13 protein-coding genes are annotated in these 17272 nt (G+C 64.5%); 7 read left to right on the forward strand and 6 right to left on the reverse strand.

What is annotated here, in order from left to right; all coding sequences use genetic code 11:
• Window positions 1–58 precede the first annotated feature (58 nt).
• Window positions 59–1891, forward strand: coding sequence for an ABC transporter ATP-binding protein (locus tag KJP29_RS08785; RefSeq protein WP_255553516.1), 1833 nt, complete (start codon window positions 59–61; stop codon window positions 1889–1891).
• A 96-nt stretch (window positions 1892–1987) separates the two neighbouring features.
• Window positions 1988–3817 (forward strand): ABC transporter ATP-binding protein, encoded by a 1830-nt coding sequence (locus KJP29_RS08790; protein WP_218463205.1) that lies wholly within the window; start codon window positions 1988–1990, stop codon window positions 3815–3817.
• 7 nt (window positions 3818–3824) lie between these two features.
• On the opposite strand, the gene KJP29_RS08795 is transcribed toward KJP29_RS08790, so the two are convergent.
• Window positions 3825–5057 carry an MFS transporter gene (locus KJP29_RS08795; protein WP_218463206.1) on the reverse strand — a complete coding sequence of 411 codons (1233 nt, stop codon included), beginning with the start codon at window positions 5055–5057 and terminating at the stop codon, window positions 3825–3827.
• A 460-nt stretch (window positions 5058–5517) separates the two neighbouring features.
• On the opposite strand from KJP29_RS08795, the gene KJP29_RS08800 reads away from it, so the two are divergent.
• The 4 genes from KJP29_RS08800 (at window position 5518) to KJP29_RS08815 (ending at window position 9597) form a co-directional block, all read left to right on the forward strand.
• Complete coding sequence (locus KJP29_RS08800) at window positions 5518–6288, forward strand: hypothetical protein (RefSeq protein WP_218463207.1); 771 nt, start codon at window positions 5518–5520, stop codon at window positions 6286–6288.
• Window positions 6289–6507: 219 nt separating this feature from the next.
• A complete protein-coding gene (locus tag KJP29_RS08805; protein WP_218463208.1) occupies window positions 6508–7149 on the forward strand; it encodes a DUF1236 domain-containing protein in 642 nt (213 codons plus the stop codon).
• Window positions 7150–7352: 203 nt separating this feature from the next.
• The gene (locus tag KJP29_RS08810; protein WP_218463209.1) at window positions 7353–8699 is read left to right on the forward strand and encodes a dicarboxylate/amino acid:cation symporter; all 1347 of its coding nucleotides are present in this window, start codon (window positions 7353–7355) and stop codon (window positions 8697–8699) included.
• Between the two features lie 97 nt (window positions 8700–8796).
• Window positions 8797–9597 carry a DUF1194 domain-containing protein gene (locus KJP29_RS08815; RefSeq protein ID WP_218463210.1) on the forward strand — a complete coding sequence of 267 codons (801 nt, stop codon included), beginning with the start codon at window positions 8797–8799 and terminating at the stop codon, window positions 9595–9597.
• A gap of 16 nt (window positions 9598–9613) precedes the next feature.
• Here the strand turns inward: KJP29_RS08815 and scpA are convergent, their stop codons facing one another.
• The gene (gene scpA, locus KJP29_RS08820) at window positions 9614–11740 is read right to left on the reverse strand and encodes a methylmalonyl-CoA mutase (protein WP_218464891.1); all 2127 of its coding nucleotides are present in this window, start codon (window positions 11738–11740) and stop codon (window positions 9614–9616) included.
• Window positions 11741–11838: 98 nt separating this feature from the next.
• On the opposite strand from scpA, the gene KJP29_RS08825 reads away from it, so the two are divergent.
• Window positions 11839–12291, forward strand: coding sequence for a DUF4174 domain-containing protein (locus tag KJP29_RS08825; RefSeq protein WP_218463211.1), 453 nt, complete (start codon window positions 11839–11841; stop codon window positions 12289–12291).
• Window positions 12292–12295: 4 nt separating this feature from the next.
• Here the strand turns inward: KJP29_RS08825 and KJP29_RS08830 are convergent, their stop codons facing one another.
• The 4 genes from KJP29_RS08830 to KJP29_RS08845 all read right to left on the reverse strand — a co-directional run bounded on the left by KJP29_RS08830 (window position 12296) and on the right by KJP29_RS08845 (window position 17262).
• Window positions 12296–13939, reverse strand: a complete 1644-nt coding sequence (locus tag KJP29_RS08830) for a hypothetical protein (RefSeq protein WP_218463212.1) — start codon at window positions 13937–13939, stop codon at window positions 12296–12298.
• Between the two features lie 97 nt (window positions 13940–14036).
• Window positions 14037–16082, reverse strand: coding sequence for an acetyl/propionyl/methylcrotonyl-CoA carboxylase subunit alpha (locus KJP29_RS08835; RefSeq protein WP_218463213.1), 2046 nt, complete (start codon window positions 16080–16082; stop codon window positions 14037–14039).
• A 338-nt stretch (window positions 16083–16420) separates the two neighbouring features.
• Window positions 16421–16828, reverse strand: coding sequence for a hypothetical protein (locus tag KJP29_RS08840; protein WP_218464892.1), 408 nt, complete (start codon window positions 16826–16828; stop codon window positions 16421–16423).
• Between the two features lie 14 nt (window positions 16829–16842).
• A complete protein-coding gene (locus KJP29_RS08845) occupies window positions 16843–17262 on the reverse strand; it encodes a DUF6497 family protein (RefSeq protein ID WP_255553517.1) in 420 nt (139 codons plus the stop codon).
• Window positions 17263–17272 lie beyond the last annotated feature (10 nt).

Genomic DNA, 17272 nt, shown 5'->3' on the forward strand with positions numbered 1-17272 from the left:
TTCAGTGCCACATCGTGATCACCGTGTCGGTTCTGACCCGTCTTGAAAGCCTTTCCTCATGATCTTCCGGTTCTTCGAAACCCGCGTGAATCCCTTCGTCGCACATGATCCCGCGACGCCGCCGGACCGTATCTGGCCCTATGTCCGCTCCCATTTGGGGAACTTCTGGCCCTGGCTCGGATGGATGGCCGTCACCGGACTGATCGTCGCCGTGGCCGAGACGCTGATCATCGCCTACATGGGCCGGATCGTGGACCTGATCGAGGATGGGGAAACCGCGACCTTCTGGTCGTCGAACGGCGTCGAACTGCTCGTCGCCGGTCTCGCCGTGCTCTTCGTGCGGCCCGTGGTGATCTTCGCCAACTCGCTCATGCTGGAACAGGTGCTCGCGGGCGGGATGCAGGATCAGGTCCGCTGGCGGGCGCACCGGCACATGCTCGGTCAATCCATGGGGTTCTTCCAGAACGACTTCGCGGGGCGGCTCTCCAACCGGGTGATGCAGCTTGGTCCGGCGGTCGAGGACTCGGTCTTCATGGCCTTCGAGGCGATCTGGTATGCGGTGGTCTATGTCGTCTCGGCCGTGATCATCGTGGGCGAGATGGACCCGCTTCTCGCGATCCCGCTGGTGTTCTGGGTGCTGGGGTTCGTGGGCTACACCTGGAACATCTCGGTCCGGGTCGGAGCGGCGAGCGAGAAATGGTCCGATGCGCGGTCTCTCGTCACCGGGCGGATCGTGGATGCCTATGCCAACATCGAAACGGTGAAGCTCTTCGGCCACGGCGCGGCGGAGGAACGCTATGTCCTCTCGGCCATGAAACGCCACCGTTTGCGGTTCCAGCGCTTCCTCCGGCTCATGAGCGAGATGGGTTTCGGGCAGAACCTTCTGAACGGTGCGCTGATGGTCGGCATGCTTGGACCTGCGCTTCTGTTATGGACGAACGGGCGGGTGACGGTCGGCGACGTCGCGGCGGCCTCGGCGCTCACGCTTCGCCTCAACGGGATGTCCGGGTGGCTCATGTGGGTGGCGATCCGGTTCTTCGAACATGCGGGCGTGATCCGCGAGGGGCTGCGCTCGCTCGCCGTTGACCATGCCGTGGTCGATGCGCCCGATGCGCCGGCGCTGGTCGTGGACCGGGGCGAGATCCGCTTCGAACGGGTCACGCACCATTACGGCAAGGGGCATGGCGGCCTCGATGATGTGAGCCTGGTCATTCCGGCGGGCCAGAAAGTGGGGCTGGTCGGCCGGTCAGGCGCGGGGAAATCCTCGCTCGTCGGCCTTCTTCTGCGGTTCCGGGACGCCGAAGCCGGGCAGATCACCATCGACGGTCAGGCGGTGGGAGCGGTGACGCAGGACAGCCTGCGCCAGACGATCGGCATGGTGACGCAGGACAGCTCGCTCCTGCATCGCTCGGTGCGGGCCAATATCCTTTATGGAAAACCCGAGGCCACCGAGGCCGACATGATGGCCGCCGCGCGGCAGGCCGAGGCGCATAGGTTCATCCAGACCCTCGAAGATCCGCGCGGGCGCAAGGGCTACGATGCCTTCGTCGGCGAACGGGGCGTGAAGCTCTCGGGCGGTCAACGGCAGCGGATCGCCATCGCGCGGGTGATGCTGAAGGACGCGCCCATCCTTGTGCTGGACGAGGCGACGAGTGCCCTGGACAGCGAGGTGGAAGCCGCCATTCAGGAGACGCTCTATGCCATGATGGAAGGCAAGACCGTGATCGCCATCGCGCACCGTCTGTCGACCATCGCGGCCATGGACCGGATCGTCGTCATGGACGATGGCCGGGTGATAGAGGACGGAAGTCACGAGGAACTGCTGGCGCTGGGCGGCGTTTATGCCGGGCTCTGGGCCCGACAGTCGGGCGGCTTCCTGGGGGCGGACTGATCCTGAGGTCTGTGCGTCGGCGCTCGCGCCCTTGTGCGTGCAGGCCGCTGGACGTCGGGAACGCGCGCGGGCAGGCTGGGCGGAAGGAGACGACACGTGAAACTCGCCAATCTGATCGACCCTTTCCGCCCGGCTGAAGGCCCGCCGCCGCGCTCGCTCATGGCCTTCGTGCGCTGGACGCTGAAAGGCGCCTGGCCGGTGCTCGCCGTGGCGGCTTTCGCCTCCGCGCTCGCGGGGCTGTCGGAAACGGGCACCGCCTGGGTGCTCGGACGGGTCATCGACGGGGTGGTCGAGACCGGGCAGGAGAATTTCTTCTCTTCCGCCAACCTTGGACTTTTCATACTTGCGCTCGGCTTTTTCCTGCTGATCCGGCCCGCAATTTTCGGATTTTCGAACCTCATGACCTCGGTCGTGGTGACGCCCGCGATCTCGCCCCTCGTTACGATGCGGCTCCACCGCTGGCTGCTTACGCAGTCGGTCGATTTCTTCGACAGTGACTTCGCCGGGCGGCTCGCGCAAAAACAGGCGCAGACCTCGAACGCCATGACCGACCTCGTGGTCGAAACGATCAACGTGGTCTTCTTCGCGCTTGCCTCCATCATCGGGGCGATGCTTCTGGTCGCGTCCATCGACATCTGGCTTCTGCCGGTCTTCGTGATCTGGATGGTCGCCTATGGGGCTGTCATTCGATATTTCATCCCGCGCATCCGCGCCAAGTCCAAGACGCGGGCTGCGACCCGCGCCGTGGTGACGGGCAAGGTCGTGGACACGATCACCAACATCCGCACGGTCAAGCTTTTCGCCCGCGCCGGGCACGAGGACAATTCGGCGCTCGGCGCCGTCAAGAACTTCCGTTCCGCAGTGATCGACTTCGGCCAGCTCGCCGCGACCTTCCGGCTCACGCTCATGTCGCTCGCCGGGCTCCTGCCGGTGCTACTTGTGGGCGGCACCCTTGTGGCCTGGCAGGGCGGTGGCGCGTCGGAGGGTGATATCGTCTCGGCGGGGACCATCGCGGTGCGGCTCGCCCAGATGACGGGTTGGGTGAGCTTCGCACTCATGGGTCTTTATCGGGACATCGGCGAGATCGAGGACGGGATGCGCACGCTCACCCCGGACCGGCGGCTTGCCGATGCCGAGGGGGCAAAGCCTCTGACGCTGGGTGCCGCGCGTATCGACTTCGAGAACGTGGCCTTCGCCTATGGCCGGATCAAGGGCGGCGTGCAGAAGATCGACCTCACCATCGCGCCGGGTGAGAAATTGGCCATCGTCGGCCCGTCGGGGGCAGGGAAGTCCACGCTCGTCTCACTGCTCCTGCGGCTTTACGACCCCGAGCAGGGGCGCATCCTCATCGACGGGCAGGACATCCGCCTCGTCACGCAGGACAGCCTGCGGGCGGCCATCGGCATGGTCACGCAGGACACCGCCATGTTCAACCGCTCGGCCCGCGACAACATCCTTTACGGCGATCCCGAAGCCGACGAGGCGGCGCTGATCCGCGCAGCAGAACGGGCCGAGGCCGATCATTTCATTCGTGACCTCGTTGATGCCGACGGGCGCGAAGGCTATGGCGCGCATCTCGGCGAGCGAGGCGTGAAGCTTTCGGGCGGGCAGCGGCAGCGGATCGCGATCGCGCGTGCCATCCTGAAGGATGCGCCCATCCTCGTGCTGGACGAAGCGACCAGCGCCCTGGACAGCGCGGTGGAGGCGGCCATTCAGGACACCTTGCAGGAAATCATGGGCGACAAGACCGTCATCGCCATCGCGCACCGGCTGTCGACGATTGCGCATATGGACCGGATCGTGGTTCTCGACGAAGGCCGCGTGGCCGAGGTCGGCACCCATGGCGAGCTGCTCGCGCGTGACGGGATCTATGCCGATCTCTGGGCGCGTCAGTCGGGCGGTTTTCTGGAGAAGGCGGCGGAGTAGCGACCTGTCAGTCCCGCTCGGTCGGCCAGAGCCACAGGAGCGTGACGGCGACCGCGCAGACCACCGTGACCCATGTGGTGCCAAGGGGCAGCCCGATCCAGTCGGTCAAACCCGAGAGCACGAAGGCGGCGAGCGCTGTGGCGGCGGTATTGGCGAGCATCCAGATCGACATGACACGACCCCGAAGCTCGTCCTCGAGCCGCGCTTGCAGGCCGATCTGGAGCGAGACGCCGACATAGGTCGACGTGAAGCCTACGAGCGTCGCCGCCACCATGGCAAATTCAAAACTTGGTGCATGGGCCATGCCCATCACGCCCGCGAAGCCCACCGCGATCACCGTGAAGCGCAGGCCGCGCTGGCGCAGTAGTCGCTCGCCCGCGAAAATCTGGAACACGGCGGCCACAAGCGCCCCGCCGCCCACCGCCGAGGTCAGAAGACCCAGACCGCGGGCACCCATGCCGAACTGACCGTCCGCGACCAGCGTCAGGATCTCGGCGATGCCCCGGATCAGGCCCAGCGCCGCGACGGCCAGAAGGATCGACCGGCGGATCGGCCAGCGTTGCCAGACCACGCGGAAGCCCTCGGCAAGATCCGCGCGCAATCCCCCCTCGGCCTTGACGCCGTGTTCGCGCGGCTCGAGCGTGCGCGCGATAAGCGCGTTGGGCAGCGCCATCAGAACGCCCAGCACCGCCGCCGGGATCACACCCCAGGCCCCGATCATCGCCCCGCCAACGGCGGGAGCAAACAGGCGACCCACGTTGAAGTTGAGCGCCCCCAACGCGACGACCGAGCCTATGGCGGGCGGCTCGACCAGCCGGGGGCCAAGCGACTGGCGGATCGGGTGATAGGCCGACATGACGGTGCCGAAGGTCGCGGCCAGAAGGAACAGCGTCAGCGGCGTCAGCACCCCGGCCCAGACGAGGACCAGCAGGATCGCCGGGATCGTGACGAGAAACATCGCCACCCGCGCCATCGCGACACGGATCGACATGCGATCCACGATCGCGCCGAAAATGGGGCCGAAAATTGCGACTGGAAGGAGGCTCGTCATTGCGATGACCCCGACGAAGGTGGCCGAACGTGTCAGGTCCCAGGCGAGCCAGGACAGAAGAATACGGGTTATCCAGCCGCCATTGGTGCCCATGACCGCGCCGATGTAGTAGCGCCGGAACGCCGGATAGGCGAGCGCGCGGGGGCTCGGGTCTGTGACGGGGGCGGCGGTTCCGACGGCGGTGGGCATGGCTTGGTGATAGCGCCCTCACGCTTGGCGTGACAGGGCCAGGAATGCACAGCATCACAGGTCGTTGTGCGCCCCTGCGCGTAGCTTGCAGCTTCCGGGGCAGGGCGGTTAGGCCGCTCAGAGAGCGCCTCGGTCGCGCACAGGACAGGGTTTGATGCCTGCCTGCCCGCAACCGAGTTCTCCTGAACACTCGTTACAAACACAGCGTCGTCTCTTGTAGAGCGCGGCGAAAGCGCCGCGCCCGACTGGACGATCCATCGATAGGCACGAAGCCCGTCCGTTCGAAGTTTCGCGTGTTCGGAAAAAATCCGAAAAAGGTGGACGGGGGCCAGGGCGACCGGATCTCCGCCGCCACCCCGCTGGGCAGACAATCGCTGATCGCGGTTTCGTCAGGAAACCCAAGAAAGAAACAATTCGGGGAATCAGGTCGTTATTCAAGCAAAAGCGAAAGGAAACAGGCATGACCGCGAGCATCCATTACCTGCGCCCCTATCACGAGGCGCGCCTCGACGACATTCCGCTGATCTGGAAACAGCCCAACGCCGAGACCGGCGAGTCACCCACAGGCATCACCATTCACATACCCGATTTCGGCCAGCGCCGCGAAGACACGGTGCAGCTTCTCGAACTCATAGCGGGCACCGGTCGCGTCGCGGTGTCCCTCGATCTTCACCGCCACGGCGCCCGGCGCGACAGGGACTTTCCCGAATTGGTCGATGCGGTTCGGGAGGACTATGCCCGCGTGCTCTGGACTCTTCTGGGCGAGACCATCCTCGATCTTCCTACCATCGCGACCTGGGCACGGCACCGGTTCGGTCATCTGCCCCTGACCATCGAGGGCCTTGGGCTTGGCGGGGACATCGCGTTGGCCGCTGCGCGCATGATCTCGGACGTGGACGACGTGACGGTGATCGGCGGATCGGCCTCCTGGGCGGCGCTTCTGCCCGGCTTCGAGACTCTCACCGGACGCCCCGACACGCGCGCGCAGGTCTTCCGGCAGATACTTGAGCCCATGGCCCATGCCGGGGACTATGCGAACATGCGCATCCATTTCGTGCGGTTTCATGACGATGACCGTTGCGACGCGAACGACAGATTCAAATCGCTGGTTCTGAACCACGCACAAGGCGGTGGCGGCCAGATCGTCACCACGACGCTGCGGTCGGCCCGGGCCATGGATCTGCACGATGCCTCGGTCTGGTGGCCGCATGTGGCGAGCCACGCCGCGTAGCAGTGGTGCGGCAGGGCAACGCTTTCGGGTCTGGTCGACAGGGTACGGAACCGGCAGCGCTTTGCCGCCCGACGGCGCCCTTGGCAGCGTGCCGCCGATAACTTGCCGGTATCGTTGCGAAAATAAGGCTGGCCAGGGAACGAATGTGGGCCAGTCGCCGTTTCCGATCCACAAGATGCGGCGCCACGGATGCCGCTGCTCAGATTGAGGAGAACCACGATGAAAAAGACAGTTCTTATGGGTGCCACGGCTATCATGGCCCTTGGCACGAGTGCCGCCGTTGCCGACTCGGTGACCGCTGTGACCGACCTGAACCTCCGCATGGGACCCGGTCCCGCCTATCAGATCGCGGGCGTGATCGCCGGCGGTGCCAGTGCCGAGCTTTCCGGCTGCGTGCAGGGCGGCGAATGGTGTGAAGTGACCTACAACGGCCAGACCGGCTGGGCCTCGGGTGGCTACCTGCAACACAACGACATGGTCGTCGCGGAAGACCCGCAGGTTTCTATCATCCAATATGAGGAAACCCAGGAAGCGCCCGGTGCGGCGATGATCGGCACCGCGACCGGCGCGACCGTCGGGGCGCTCGTCGGTGGTCCGATCGGCGCGCTTGTCGGCGGTGTGATCGGGGGTGGCGTGTCGGGCGAAGCGGCCGAGGTGACCGAAGAAACTACCGTCTACATTCAGGAAAACCCGGTGGAGCCGGTGTTCCTGGATGGTGAGGTGGTCGTAGGCGCGGCGGTGCCGGACACCGTCCAGTACTACGAGATCCCGTCCTCGCAGCAATACAGCTACATGAACGTCAACGGGAACACGGTGCTGATCGACCCCGAGACCAATACCATCGTGCGCGTGATCCGCTGATCGCGTCACAAGAGTGAGTATGAGCCCGCCCCGGATCACCGGGGCGGGTCTTTATGTGCCGGAAGGTGGGCGCCGTCTGCGAAGGCATCGCGCCCAAAGCGGGGGCACTCGGGTTCCTGCTGACCCCGTTAACGAACATTAACATTTTGCGCTCGGGCGGTTTGGGGTCACACTTGACCCATATCTTACCGGGAGTTGATTTGATGACGGATGTTCAGGTCGGCAAAGGCCGCATGTCGCTTACCGTTCAGATCATGATCGCGATGGGGGCGGGGCTGGTCCTCGGCATCATCCTGAACCTGATCGGCAACGACTTCATCAACACACATATCGTCGGCGGTTTCTTCGGGATGGTGGGGCGCATGTTCGTGAACGCGCTCCAGATGCTCGTCGTCCCGCTCGTGTTCTTCTCGCTCATCACGGGGGTCGCGGGAATTGGTGACATCCGGGTGCTGGGGCGTGTGGGCGGCAAGAGCTTCGGGCTCTACATGCTGACCACCGCGACGGCCATCGCCGTCGCCATCGTCATCGCCTCGATCGTCGCACCCGGGAACGGTTTCGTCATGGAGGGGATCGACACTTCCGGCGTGACCGGGTCCGAGGCCCCGAGCGTCTGGGACACCTTCGCCAACATCGTGCCGAGAAACCCGGTGGCGGCCTTCGCCAATGGCGAAATGCTTCAGATCATCTTCTACACCATCGTGCTGGGCATCGCGGCGCTCATGCTGGCGGACCGGTCGAAGAGCTTCATGGAAGCTTCGGAATACATGAATGAACTCATGATGAAGATCGTCGAGATCGTCATGCATTTCGCACCCATCGGAGTCTTCTGCCTGATCACCAAGACCTTCGCGGAACAGGGCATCGGGCTTTTTCTGCCGGTCCTCGCCTATGTGCTGGTGTTGGTTGGCGCGCTGCTTCTCCATCTCTTCGGGACGCTGATGCTGTTTCTCAAGCTCTTCTCGGGCCTCTCGCCGTTGATCTTCATGCGCAAGATCCGGCCCGCCCAGATCTTTGCCTTCTCGACAGCCTCGTCCAACGCGACGATCCCGGTCACGCTGCGCTCGGTCACGGAACGGATGGGTGTGCGAAACTCGGTCGCCTCATTCACCGTGCCCTTCGGGGCCACGATCAACATGGACGGCACCGCGATCATGCAAGGTGTGGCGACCGTGTTCCTCGCCAATGTCTATGGCGTGGACCTTGGCCTTGGCGGTTATCTCACGGTGATCGGGATGGCCGTGCTCGCCTCCATCGGGACGGCGGGGGTGCCGGGGGTGGGCATGGTCATGCTGACCATGGTGCTGGGGCAGGTGGGCCTGCCCATCGAGGGCGTGGCGATCATCCTTGGTGTCGACCGGCTCATGGACATGATCCGAACGGCGGTGAACATCACGGGCGATGCCGTGGTCACGACCATCGTCGCCAAGTCCGAGAACAAGATCGATATGGCGACCTATGAGGACCCGATGGCCGGTGTCATGGACGACGACCTGACAATCGACCCCGAAGCGGAGGAGCGCCTCGCCGCGAGCGTTCACGCGGAGTGAGATCGACAGGGGAAGGGCGGGGTTTCGATCCCGCCTTTTTCCTGTCCCACGCGTATGTGTTTGGACAGGCGCGCGTCCGGGACCGCAGACTTGCCGAATGAAAGCGGCGCTCCTGATCCCTTTGCTGGTCATTTCCAGTCCTGTACACGCGCAGGACGTTCCCGTTGATCTCGAACTCGTGCTCATGGTCGACGTGTCGCGGTCGATGAGCCCCACCGAACTCGAGATCCAGCGCACCGGCTATGTCGAGGCTCTGCGCTCGGACGAAGTGCATGAGGCGATCCTGTCGGGATATCAGGGCCGCATCGCCGTGACCTATGTCGAATGGGCCGGTTCGCAACAGGTCATCGTGCCCTGGCGGCTGCTCGAGACGCGCGAGGACCTGATCGCGCTGGCCGACGACCTGTCCGTCACCTTCAACCCCTCGCTGCGGCGCACCTCGATTTCGGAGGCACTCCATTTCGGGGCGGCGCTCTTTCAGGACAATGGATACATGGGCGACCGGACGGTGATCGACATTTCCGGCGATGGTCCGAACAATCAGGGTCGTTACGTGAACGAAGCGCGCGATGCGGTCGTGGCGCAGGGGGTGACGATCAATGGCCTTCCGCTGATGACCCGCGACGGCATGGGGGCGGATTGGTCCATCGACCACCTCGACCTTTACTACGAGACCTGCGTGATCGGCGGCATCGGGGCCTTCGTCCTGCCGGTCTATGACTGGGAGGATTTCCCCGAGGCCGTGAAGCGCAAGATGGTGATGGAGATCTTCATCGGAGAAGGCGAGACGCCGGAAAACCCCGAGCGCCTCGTGCCAATTCAGTATCGCGACTCCACCGATTGCCAGATCGGCGAGAAGATGTGGGAAGCCCGGCGCGGGATCTGGGCGGAACCGTGAAGCCCCGCCCCGGGAATTACGAGCGCGCTTCGCGGATGAGCTTCAGGATGTCCTTCGCCGCCGCCGGGATATTCGTCCCCGGCCCGAAGATCGCCTTCACGCCCGCTTTCTTCAGGAACTCGTAATCCTGCTGCGGAATGACCCCGCCGCAGATCACCAGAATGTCCTCGGCCCCCTGCGCTTTCAGCGCCTCGATCAGCTTCGGCGCGAGCGTCTTGTGACCTGCCGCCTGCGAGGAAATCCCCACCACATGGACGTCGTTGTCCACGGCGTCCTGCGCGGCTTCTTCCGGCGTCTGGAACAGCGGGCCCACGTCCACGTCGAAGCCGATGTCGGCAAAGGCCGTGGCGATCACCTTGGCCCCCCGGTCGTGGCCGTCCTGGCCCATCTTGACGACCAGCATCCGGGGACGACGGCCTTCTTCCTCGGCGAAGGTCTCCACATCTTTCTGGATCTGCGCGAAGCCTTCGTCGCCTTCATAGGCTGCGCCATAGACACCGGCGAGCGTTTTCACTTCAGCCCGGTGACGTCCGAATTCCTTCTCCATCGCCATTGAAATCTCTCCGACTGAGGCCCGGGCGCGGGCTGCTTCCACAGCCGCTTCGAGCAGGTTGCCACCCTCTTTCGCGCGTCGGGTGAGTTCGGTGAGCGCCGCAGCGCAGGCCGCTTCGTCCCGTTGCGCCCGCATTTTTTCAAGCCGCGCGATCTGGCTCTTGCGCACCGCGACGTTGTCGACGTCGAGGATGTCGATGGGGTCTTCCTTGTCCTTGCGATACTTGTTCACGCCCACGATGACCTCGGTCCCACGGTCGATATCGGCCTGCCGGCGCGCCGCCGATTCCTCGATGCGCAGTTTGGGCATGCCGGAGGCGACGGCCTTGGTCATGCCGCCCATTTCCTCGACCTCTTCGATGAGCGCCCAGGCCTTGTCCGCCAGTTCCGCCGTCAGTGCCTCGACGTAATATGACCCCGCGAGCGGGTCGACGACGTTGGTGACGCCGGTTTCCTCCTGAAGGATCAACTGGGTATTCCGCGCGATCCGGGCCGAGAACTCGGTTGGGAGCGCGATGGCCTCGTCCAGCGCGTTGGTGTGGAGCGATTGCGTGCCCCCCAGCACCGCGCTCATCGCCTCGTAAGCCGTGCGGATCACGTTGTTGTAGGGGTCCTGCTCCTGCAAGGACACGCCAGAGGTCTGGCAGTGGGTGCGCAGCATCTTCGAGCGTTCGTCCCTGGCCCCGGCCTCGGTCATGATCCGGTACCACAGCGTGCGCGCCGCGCGTAGTTTCGCGGCCTCCATGAAGAAATTCATGCCGATGGCGAAGAAGAACGACAGACGGCCAGCGAATTTATCGACGTCCATCCCGGCTTCCATGGCCGCTTTCACGTATTCCTTGCCGTCCGCCAGCGTGAAGGCGAGCTCCTGCACGAGGTTCGCGCCCGCCTCCTGCATGTGGTAGCCGGAGATCGAGATCGAGTTGAACTTGGGCATTTCGTTCGAGGTGTATTCGATGATGTCCGAGATGATCCGCATGCTGGGCTCGGGCGGGTAGATATAGGTGTTGCGCACCATGAACTCTTTCAGAATGTCGTTCTGAATGGTGCCCGACAGCACCTTGCGGTCGTGCCCCTGTTCCTCGCCCGTGACGATGAAGTTGGCGAGGATCGGAATGACGGCACCGTTCATCGTCATGGACACCGACACCTGATCGAGCGGTATGCCGTCGAAGAGGATCTTCATGTCCTCCACTGAATCGATCGCCACTCCGGCCTTGCCCACGTCCCCCACCACGCGATCGTGATCGCTGTCATAGCCCCGGTGCGTGGCGAGGTCGAAGGCCACCGATACGCCCTGTTGCCCGGCGGCGAGCGCCTTGCGGTAGAAGGCATTGGATTCCTCGGCCGTGGAAAACCCCGCATACTGCCGGATCGTCCAGGGGCGACCTGCGTACATCGTGGCCTTCACCCCGCGGGTGAAGGGGCCGAAGCCGGGCAGGCTGCCCATATGGTCAAGTCCTTCGGTGTCGGCTTCGGTGTAGAGAGGCTTGACCTTGATCCCCTCCAGCGTGTCCCAGTCGAGGCTGTCGATGCCTTTGCCGCGCAGTTCCTTCTCGGCCAGCGTCTTCCAGCTGTTGGTGTCGGTCACGGGTTTGTCAGTCACGGGGATATCCTCCTGTGGTGCCGGGAAACCGGCGCATTGTTCCGCCACGAAAACCGCCTATATTCAAAGCGGAAGGAGTGACGATGATCAGATCGTTCATGTTGGCGCTTACGGGCGCCGCGGCGCTGGCTGCGATCGGTCCCGGCGCGATGGCAGCGCAGGACATGGTGGAGCTTCCCGTCATCGAGGCGGGCGAGCACACGCTTGACGAGTTCCTGTGGGAAGCGCGGCCACTGGTCATCTTCGCGGACAGCGAGTTGGACCCGAATTTCGTCGAACAGATGGAGCGGCTGGCCGAGCGTCCCGAAGACCTCGCCGTCCGCGATGTGGTGGTGATCGTCGACACCGACCCGGCGGCGCGCTCGCCCATCCGGACCGAGCTTCGGCCACGCGGCTTCGACCTCGTGCTCATCGGCAAGGACGGGCAGAAATACCTCCGCAAACCCACGCCCTGGGACATACGTGAGATCAGCCGTTCGATCGACAAGATGCCCATTCGGCTTCGCGAGATGCAGGACAGGCGGCTGGTGCGTTGAGCGGTCATGGCTCGTCCTCCCGCTCATAGGCGCGATCCCACACGAATTGCGAATTGGGCAGGAGCGTCGGTTCCCAGGCTTCGATCGCAGCTTCCAGCATGGGGGCATGTTCGGGATGGGTGGCATAGAAGGCGACCGCGTAGCCGCCAATGAAACCGCCATCGACCGTCACATTGAGCCAGCCCAGCCTGACCCAGTCCGCCCCGGTCTGCCCATCGTCGAACCAGTGGTCATAGATCATCGCGACGGGCACGCCCTTGGCATCGGTCAGCTCCCCGGTCCAGCCCGGCGAGGGGTTCTCGATCCGCCGGACGCGTGCTTCGTCGGAGGCGAGGCCCCAGAGGTCCAGCACGTAGTTCGGGTTCTGGAACGCGACCCAGCCAAGGTCGTTCACGGCCACATCCGTGTCGAGATAAGCCTTGGCGAAGGTCGCCATTTGCCCCTGTTGCAGATGGATGACCCGCACGCCCTGGGTCAGGTCCATCACGGCCAGCGGCGTCTTGTAGGCCGCGAACCCGCCCGCAAGCACGAGGGCGACCGACAAAAGGGCGCGCCGGTCGGGGCCGGCGGCATAGGCCCTGGGCAGAAGTGCCAGAAACCCTGCCGCTGTCGCCACGAGGACATAGTTCTCATAGCGATTGAGCCAGCCGATCTGGCCGAAGGCGAGATGGGCGAAGGCGGCGAGCACGACGACACCTGCGAATATCGCCCAGCCGCTATTCTTGATTCGCTCAGACAGCCGGGACAGACCGAGGGTCGCCACCGCCAAGGCCGCGATGAGCATCCCGGGGAGGGCTCGAAGGTTCATGGCGAGGATCTCGCCGCGCCGCTGAAGGAAGTTGTCGCTCTCGCTGATCGCAAGTTTCGCCTTGACCGAGGAGGGTGTTGGATCGAGGCCCAGCGACATGAGCCAGGCGGCGAAGAGGCCGATGGGCAGGAGACCCACAACGATCGTCGTCGCCCCCGCGCCGCGTTTTCCCGTCAGCATCAGCGCGGCCCCGGCGAGCAGGGCGAGGGCGGCGCCCTCCATGCGCAGGGCCGTTCCAAGGAAGGCGGCCACGACGATCAGCGTGACGCCACCCTGACCCGACAGATGCCGGTGAAGACCAAGGAGGATCGCAAGCGCTGTGGCGCTGTGCAGGACGTGCTCCATCCCGAGCATCGCGACCATGGGGATCATGAAGGCAACCGGCCCCAGCAGGGCAGCGGCGATCCCGGCCGGGCGCCACGACCGGCGGCACCAGCCCGCCTCGGCCAGAAGGCGGCCCCAGACATAGGCCGCCAGCACCAGCCCGACCACGTTCCAGACCAGCGGCAGGAAACGGTGGAGCTCGGTCCCGTGGAAGGGCAGGAGAAGCAGGGGATAGAGCGCCGATGAGCCGGGCGAGGACAGTTCCTGCCCGTTGACCCCGTAGCCCCCCGCCGCAATCTGTTCGGCGATCGCCAGATGGATATAGGGGTCGTCGAGCGGATAGTCGAACCCGCCTGCCAGAGAGAAGGCGATGATCTGGAGGATCGCGAAGGTGACGAGCGCGGAGAGGATCGACAGGGCGGGGGTCACCACGGTCGAAGGGGCCGGGGTGTTTTCGGACGCAGGTCGGCCCAGGCCTTCACCGCCATCCTCTCGGGTTTCAGCGAGCGTTGCCATGCGGCCCCCTCACAGGAAATCGCGCAGAGACGGGCCGAGGGGATGCGGGTCTGTCCCGCACCACGCCAAAGCCCATGCCCCGCGCCATGCCCATTCCCTATTCGAACTCCATGATCACTTCGTCCACGGCGAGGCTGTCGCCGGGGCCCGCGTTGATCTTGGTCACGACCGCCTTCTTCTCGGCGCGCAGGATGTTTTCCATCTTCATCGCCTCGATGGTGCAAAGGGCCTGACCTTCCTGCACCTCGTCGCCCTCGGCCACGTTGACCTTCACCACCAAACCCGGCATCGGGCAAAGGAGCATCTTCGAGGTGTCCGGTGGCAGTTTCTCGGGCATGAGCTTGGCCAGTTCATGTGCCCGCGGACTGCGCACATGGACCTTCAGGTCCGCGCCGCGGCTACGCATGCGGAAGCCGGAGGTGATCTTGCCGACCTTGAGCACAAGCGGGTCGCCGTCGACGGTCAGTGTCGCAAGCTGGTCGCCCGGCGTCCAGTCCGACGCGACGCGCATGGTGGTGCCGTCGTCGAAGGACACGGTCGAGCCGTCGCGGTCGGCCGCGACACGGACCGGGAAGTCGCAGCCCTGCGAGGACACGACCCAGTCGTCGCCGACCGTGCGTTCATGGTTGTCCATGGTGCCGGAAATGCGGGTGCGCCGGATTTCGGCCACGCGGTACATCGCCGCCGCCGCGGCCGCGATCCGCTTGAGGTAATCGTCCCCGAGCGTCACGCCTTCGAAGCCTTCGGGGTATTCCTCAGCGATGAAGGCCGTCGTCATGTCACCCGAGATGAACTTCGGGTGGTCCATCACGGCGGAGAGGAAGGGCAGGTTATGGCCGATCCCCTCGACTTCGAAGCTGTCAAGAGCCACGCGCATCGCCTCGATAGCCTCGGCCCGCGTGGGCGCCCAGGTGCAGAGCTTGGCGATCATCGGGTCGTAGTACATGCTGATCTCGCCGCCCTCGTAGACGCCGGTATCGTTGCGCACGGCCACCTCGCCCTCGGGCGCGTCGCCTTGCCATTTGCCTTCGGCCAGAAGCGGCCCGGCGGCGATTTCAGCCGGCGGGCGGTAGCGGCTGAGGCGCCCGATGGAAGGCAGGAATCCGCGGTAGGGGTCTTCGGCATAGAGCCGGTTCTCGATGGCCCATCCGTCGATCTTCACCTCGTCCTGCGTGATGGTCAGCTTCTCGCCATTGGCCACGCGGATCATCTGTTCGACCAGATCGACACCGGTGATCAGCTCCGTCACCGGGTGTTCCACCTGCAGGCGGGTGTTCATCTCGAGGAAGTAGAAGTTCTTGTCGCCATCGACGATGAATTCCACCGTGCCCGCGCTGGCGTAGCCGACCGCCTTGGCCAGCGCGACGGCCTGTTCGCCCATCGCCTTCCGGGTCGCCTCGTCGAGGAAGGGCGAGGGCGCCTCTTCCACGACCTTCTGGTTGCGGCGCTGGATCGAACATTCCCGTTCATTGAGGTAGATGCCGTTGCCATGCGTGTCGCAGAGGACCTGGATCTCGATGTGGCGCGGTTGCGTGACGAATTTCTCGATGAAGATCCGGTCGTCGCCAAAGCTGTTGGCGGCTTCGTTCTTGGACGACTCAAAGCCCTCGCGCGCTTCCGTGTCGTTCCAGGCGATCCGCATGCCCTTGCCACCGCCGCCAGCGGAGGCCTTGATCATCACAGGATAGCCGATCTCGTTGGAGATCTTCACCGCCTCTTCCGCGTCCTCGATGAGCCCCATGTAGCCGGGGACCGTGGACACGCCCGCTTCCTGCGCGATCTTCTTCGAGGTGATCTTGTCGCCCATCGCCTCGATCGCCTTCACGGGCGGGCCGACGAAGGCAACGCCGGCAGCCTCGAGAGCCTCGGCGAACTTCGCGTTCTCGGAGAGGAAGCCATAGCCCGGGTGGACGGCCTCGGCGCCGCTTTCCTTGATCGCCGCCATCACCTTGTCGATGACGATATAGGACTGGTTCGCGGGCGGCGGGCCGATATGGATTGCTTCGTCCGCCATCTTGACATGGAGCGCGTTGCGGTCGGCGTCGGAATAGATCGCGACCGTCGAAATGCCCATCTTCTTCGCGGTCTTCATCACGCGGCAGGCGATTTCGCCCCGGTTGGCAATCAGGATCTTCTTGAACATGTCCTGTCCCCTCTTTGGTTATTGGAATGCGGCGCGGGCGTGGATTGCCGGGCCGGGAATGTCTTGGGTGTCGTGCGCTGGACGGGCCGTTGGCGCGGCTACTGCGGGCCGGTGCGTCGTGGCGCGAGAAAAGAAAAACCCGGGTCGGCCACGAAGGGCCAACCCGGGCAGAAGGGGAAGGGTAACGGTTTGACTAAACCAGACAGAACGCCGGGATAGAGCGTCTGCCTTGAGGCTGAGATAACCACCGCTCGTGCCGTCGCAACAGTCCGAAATCGGCCCCCGCGCCGGATGCGCCAAACCTTGCCCAAATCCGCCATGTCCAAGCGAAATCGTGCTCATTCCCCGTCGTCCCAATCGTCGTCGTCTTCTGCCTCGTCGAAGGCGAATTCTTCAGGCGAAGCAAAGACTTCCGGGAAGTTTGTCTCGGCAATGCGCGTGTCGATACGCAGCAGGGCTTCATAGTCGGCCGGGTCGAAATCGTCCGGGTCGGCGGGCACCACTTCGCGCCCGAAAAGCCAGGACAGACGCCCGGCATCCAGATTGCCACGCTCGAAGGGTTCGTCGCCGAAATGCGTCCAGAGGGCGGCGAGGAAGGCCGCGTCCACCTTCTTGTCGAGGTTTTTGCGATCGGCATAGCGTTCGCGCCGCACGATCGGGGTTGCGCCCTTCTTGTTGGCGCGACGGATCACGAACTGGAAGTCCGAGCCGGGGAATCGGCCGGGGAACTTCTTGTGTTTCGTCATGTAGGGCAGCGCCATCAGTACATCTCCCAGATGCAGGTTTCGCCGTCATAGGAGAAGGCTTCGAAGATTTGCGTGGCCTCGGGGTCGGGCGTGCCGAATTCCACGGGCCGGTCGGAGATCGAGATGATCACCTGGTTGGGTTGCGGCCCGGTGGTGGCGATCCGCTCGAGCGCGAAGGTCTCGCACAGGAAGGTCGTGTCGTCGGTGGCGTCGATCACGCCATCCGCGTTTTCCCGCGCGCCAAGCTCCGGGTCGAGGAAGCGGAACCGGATCGTCAGCCCGGCGGGCCCCGGTTCGCCCCAGATCACGTCATGGAAGGTCACGTTCGCCCCGGAAGGAAGAACGATGGGCTCCTCCGCGGCAAGGGCGGCCGCGCCGAAACAGGCAAATGCGATGCCCCAAACTGTGCGTCCTGCGAGTGCCGCGCCCGTCATTCTTTCCGCT

Origin of the sequence: Maritimibacter sp. DP1N21-5 (genome assembly GCF_019218295.1) — a bacterium.
GTDB lineage: Bacteria > Pseudomonadota > Alphaproteobacteria > Rhodobacterales > Rhodobacteraceae > Maritimibacter.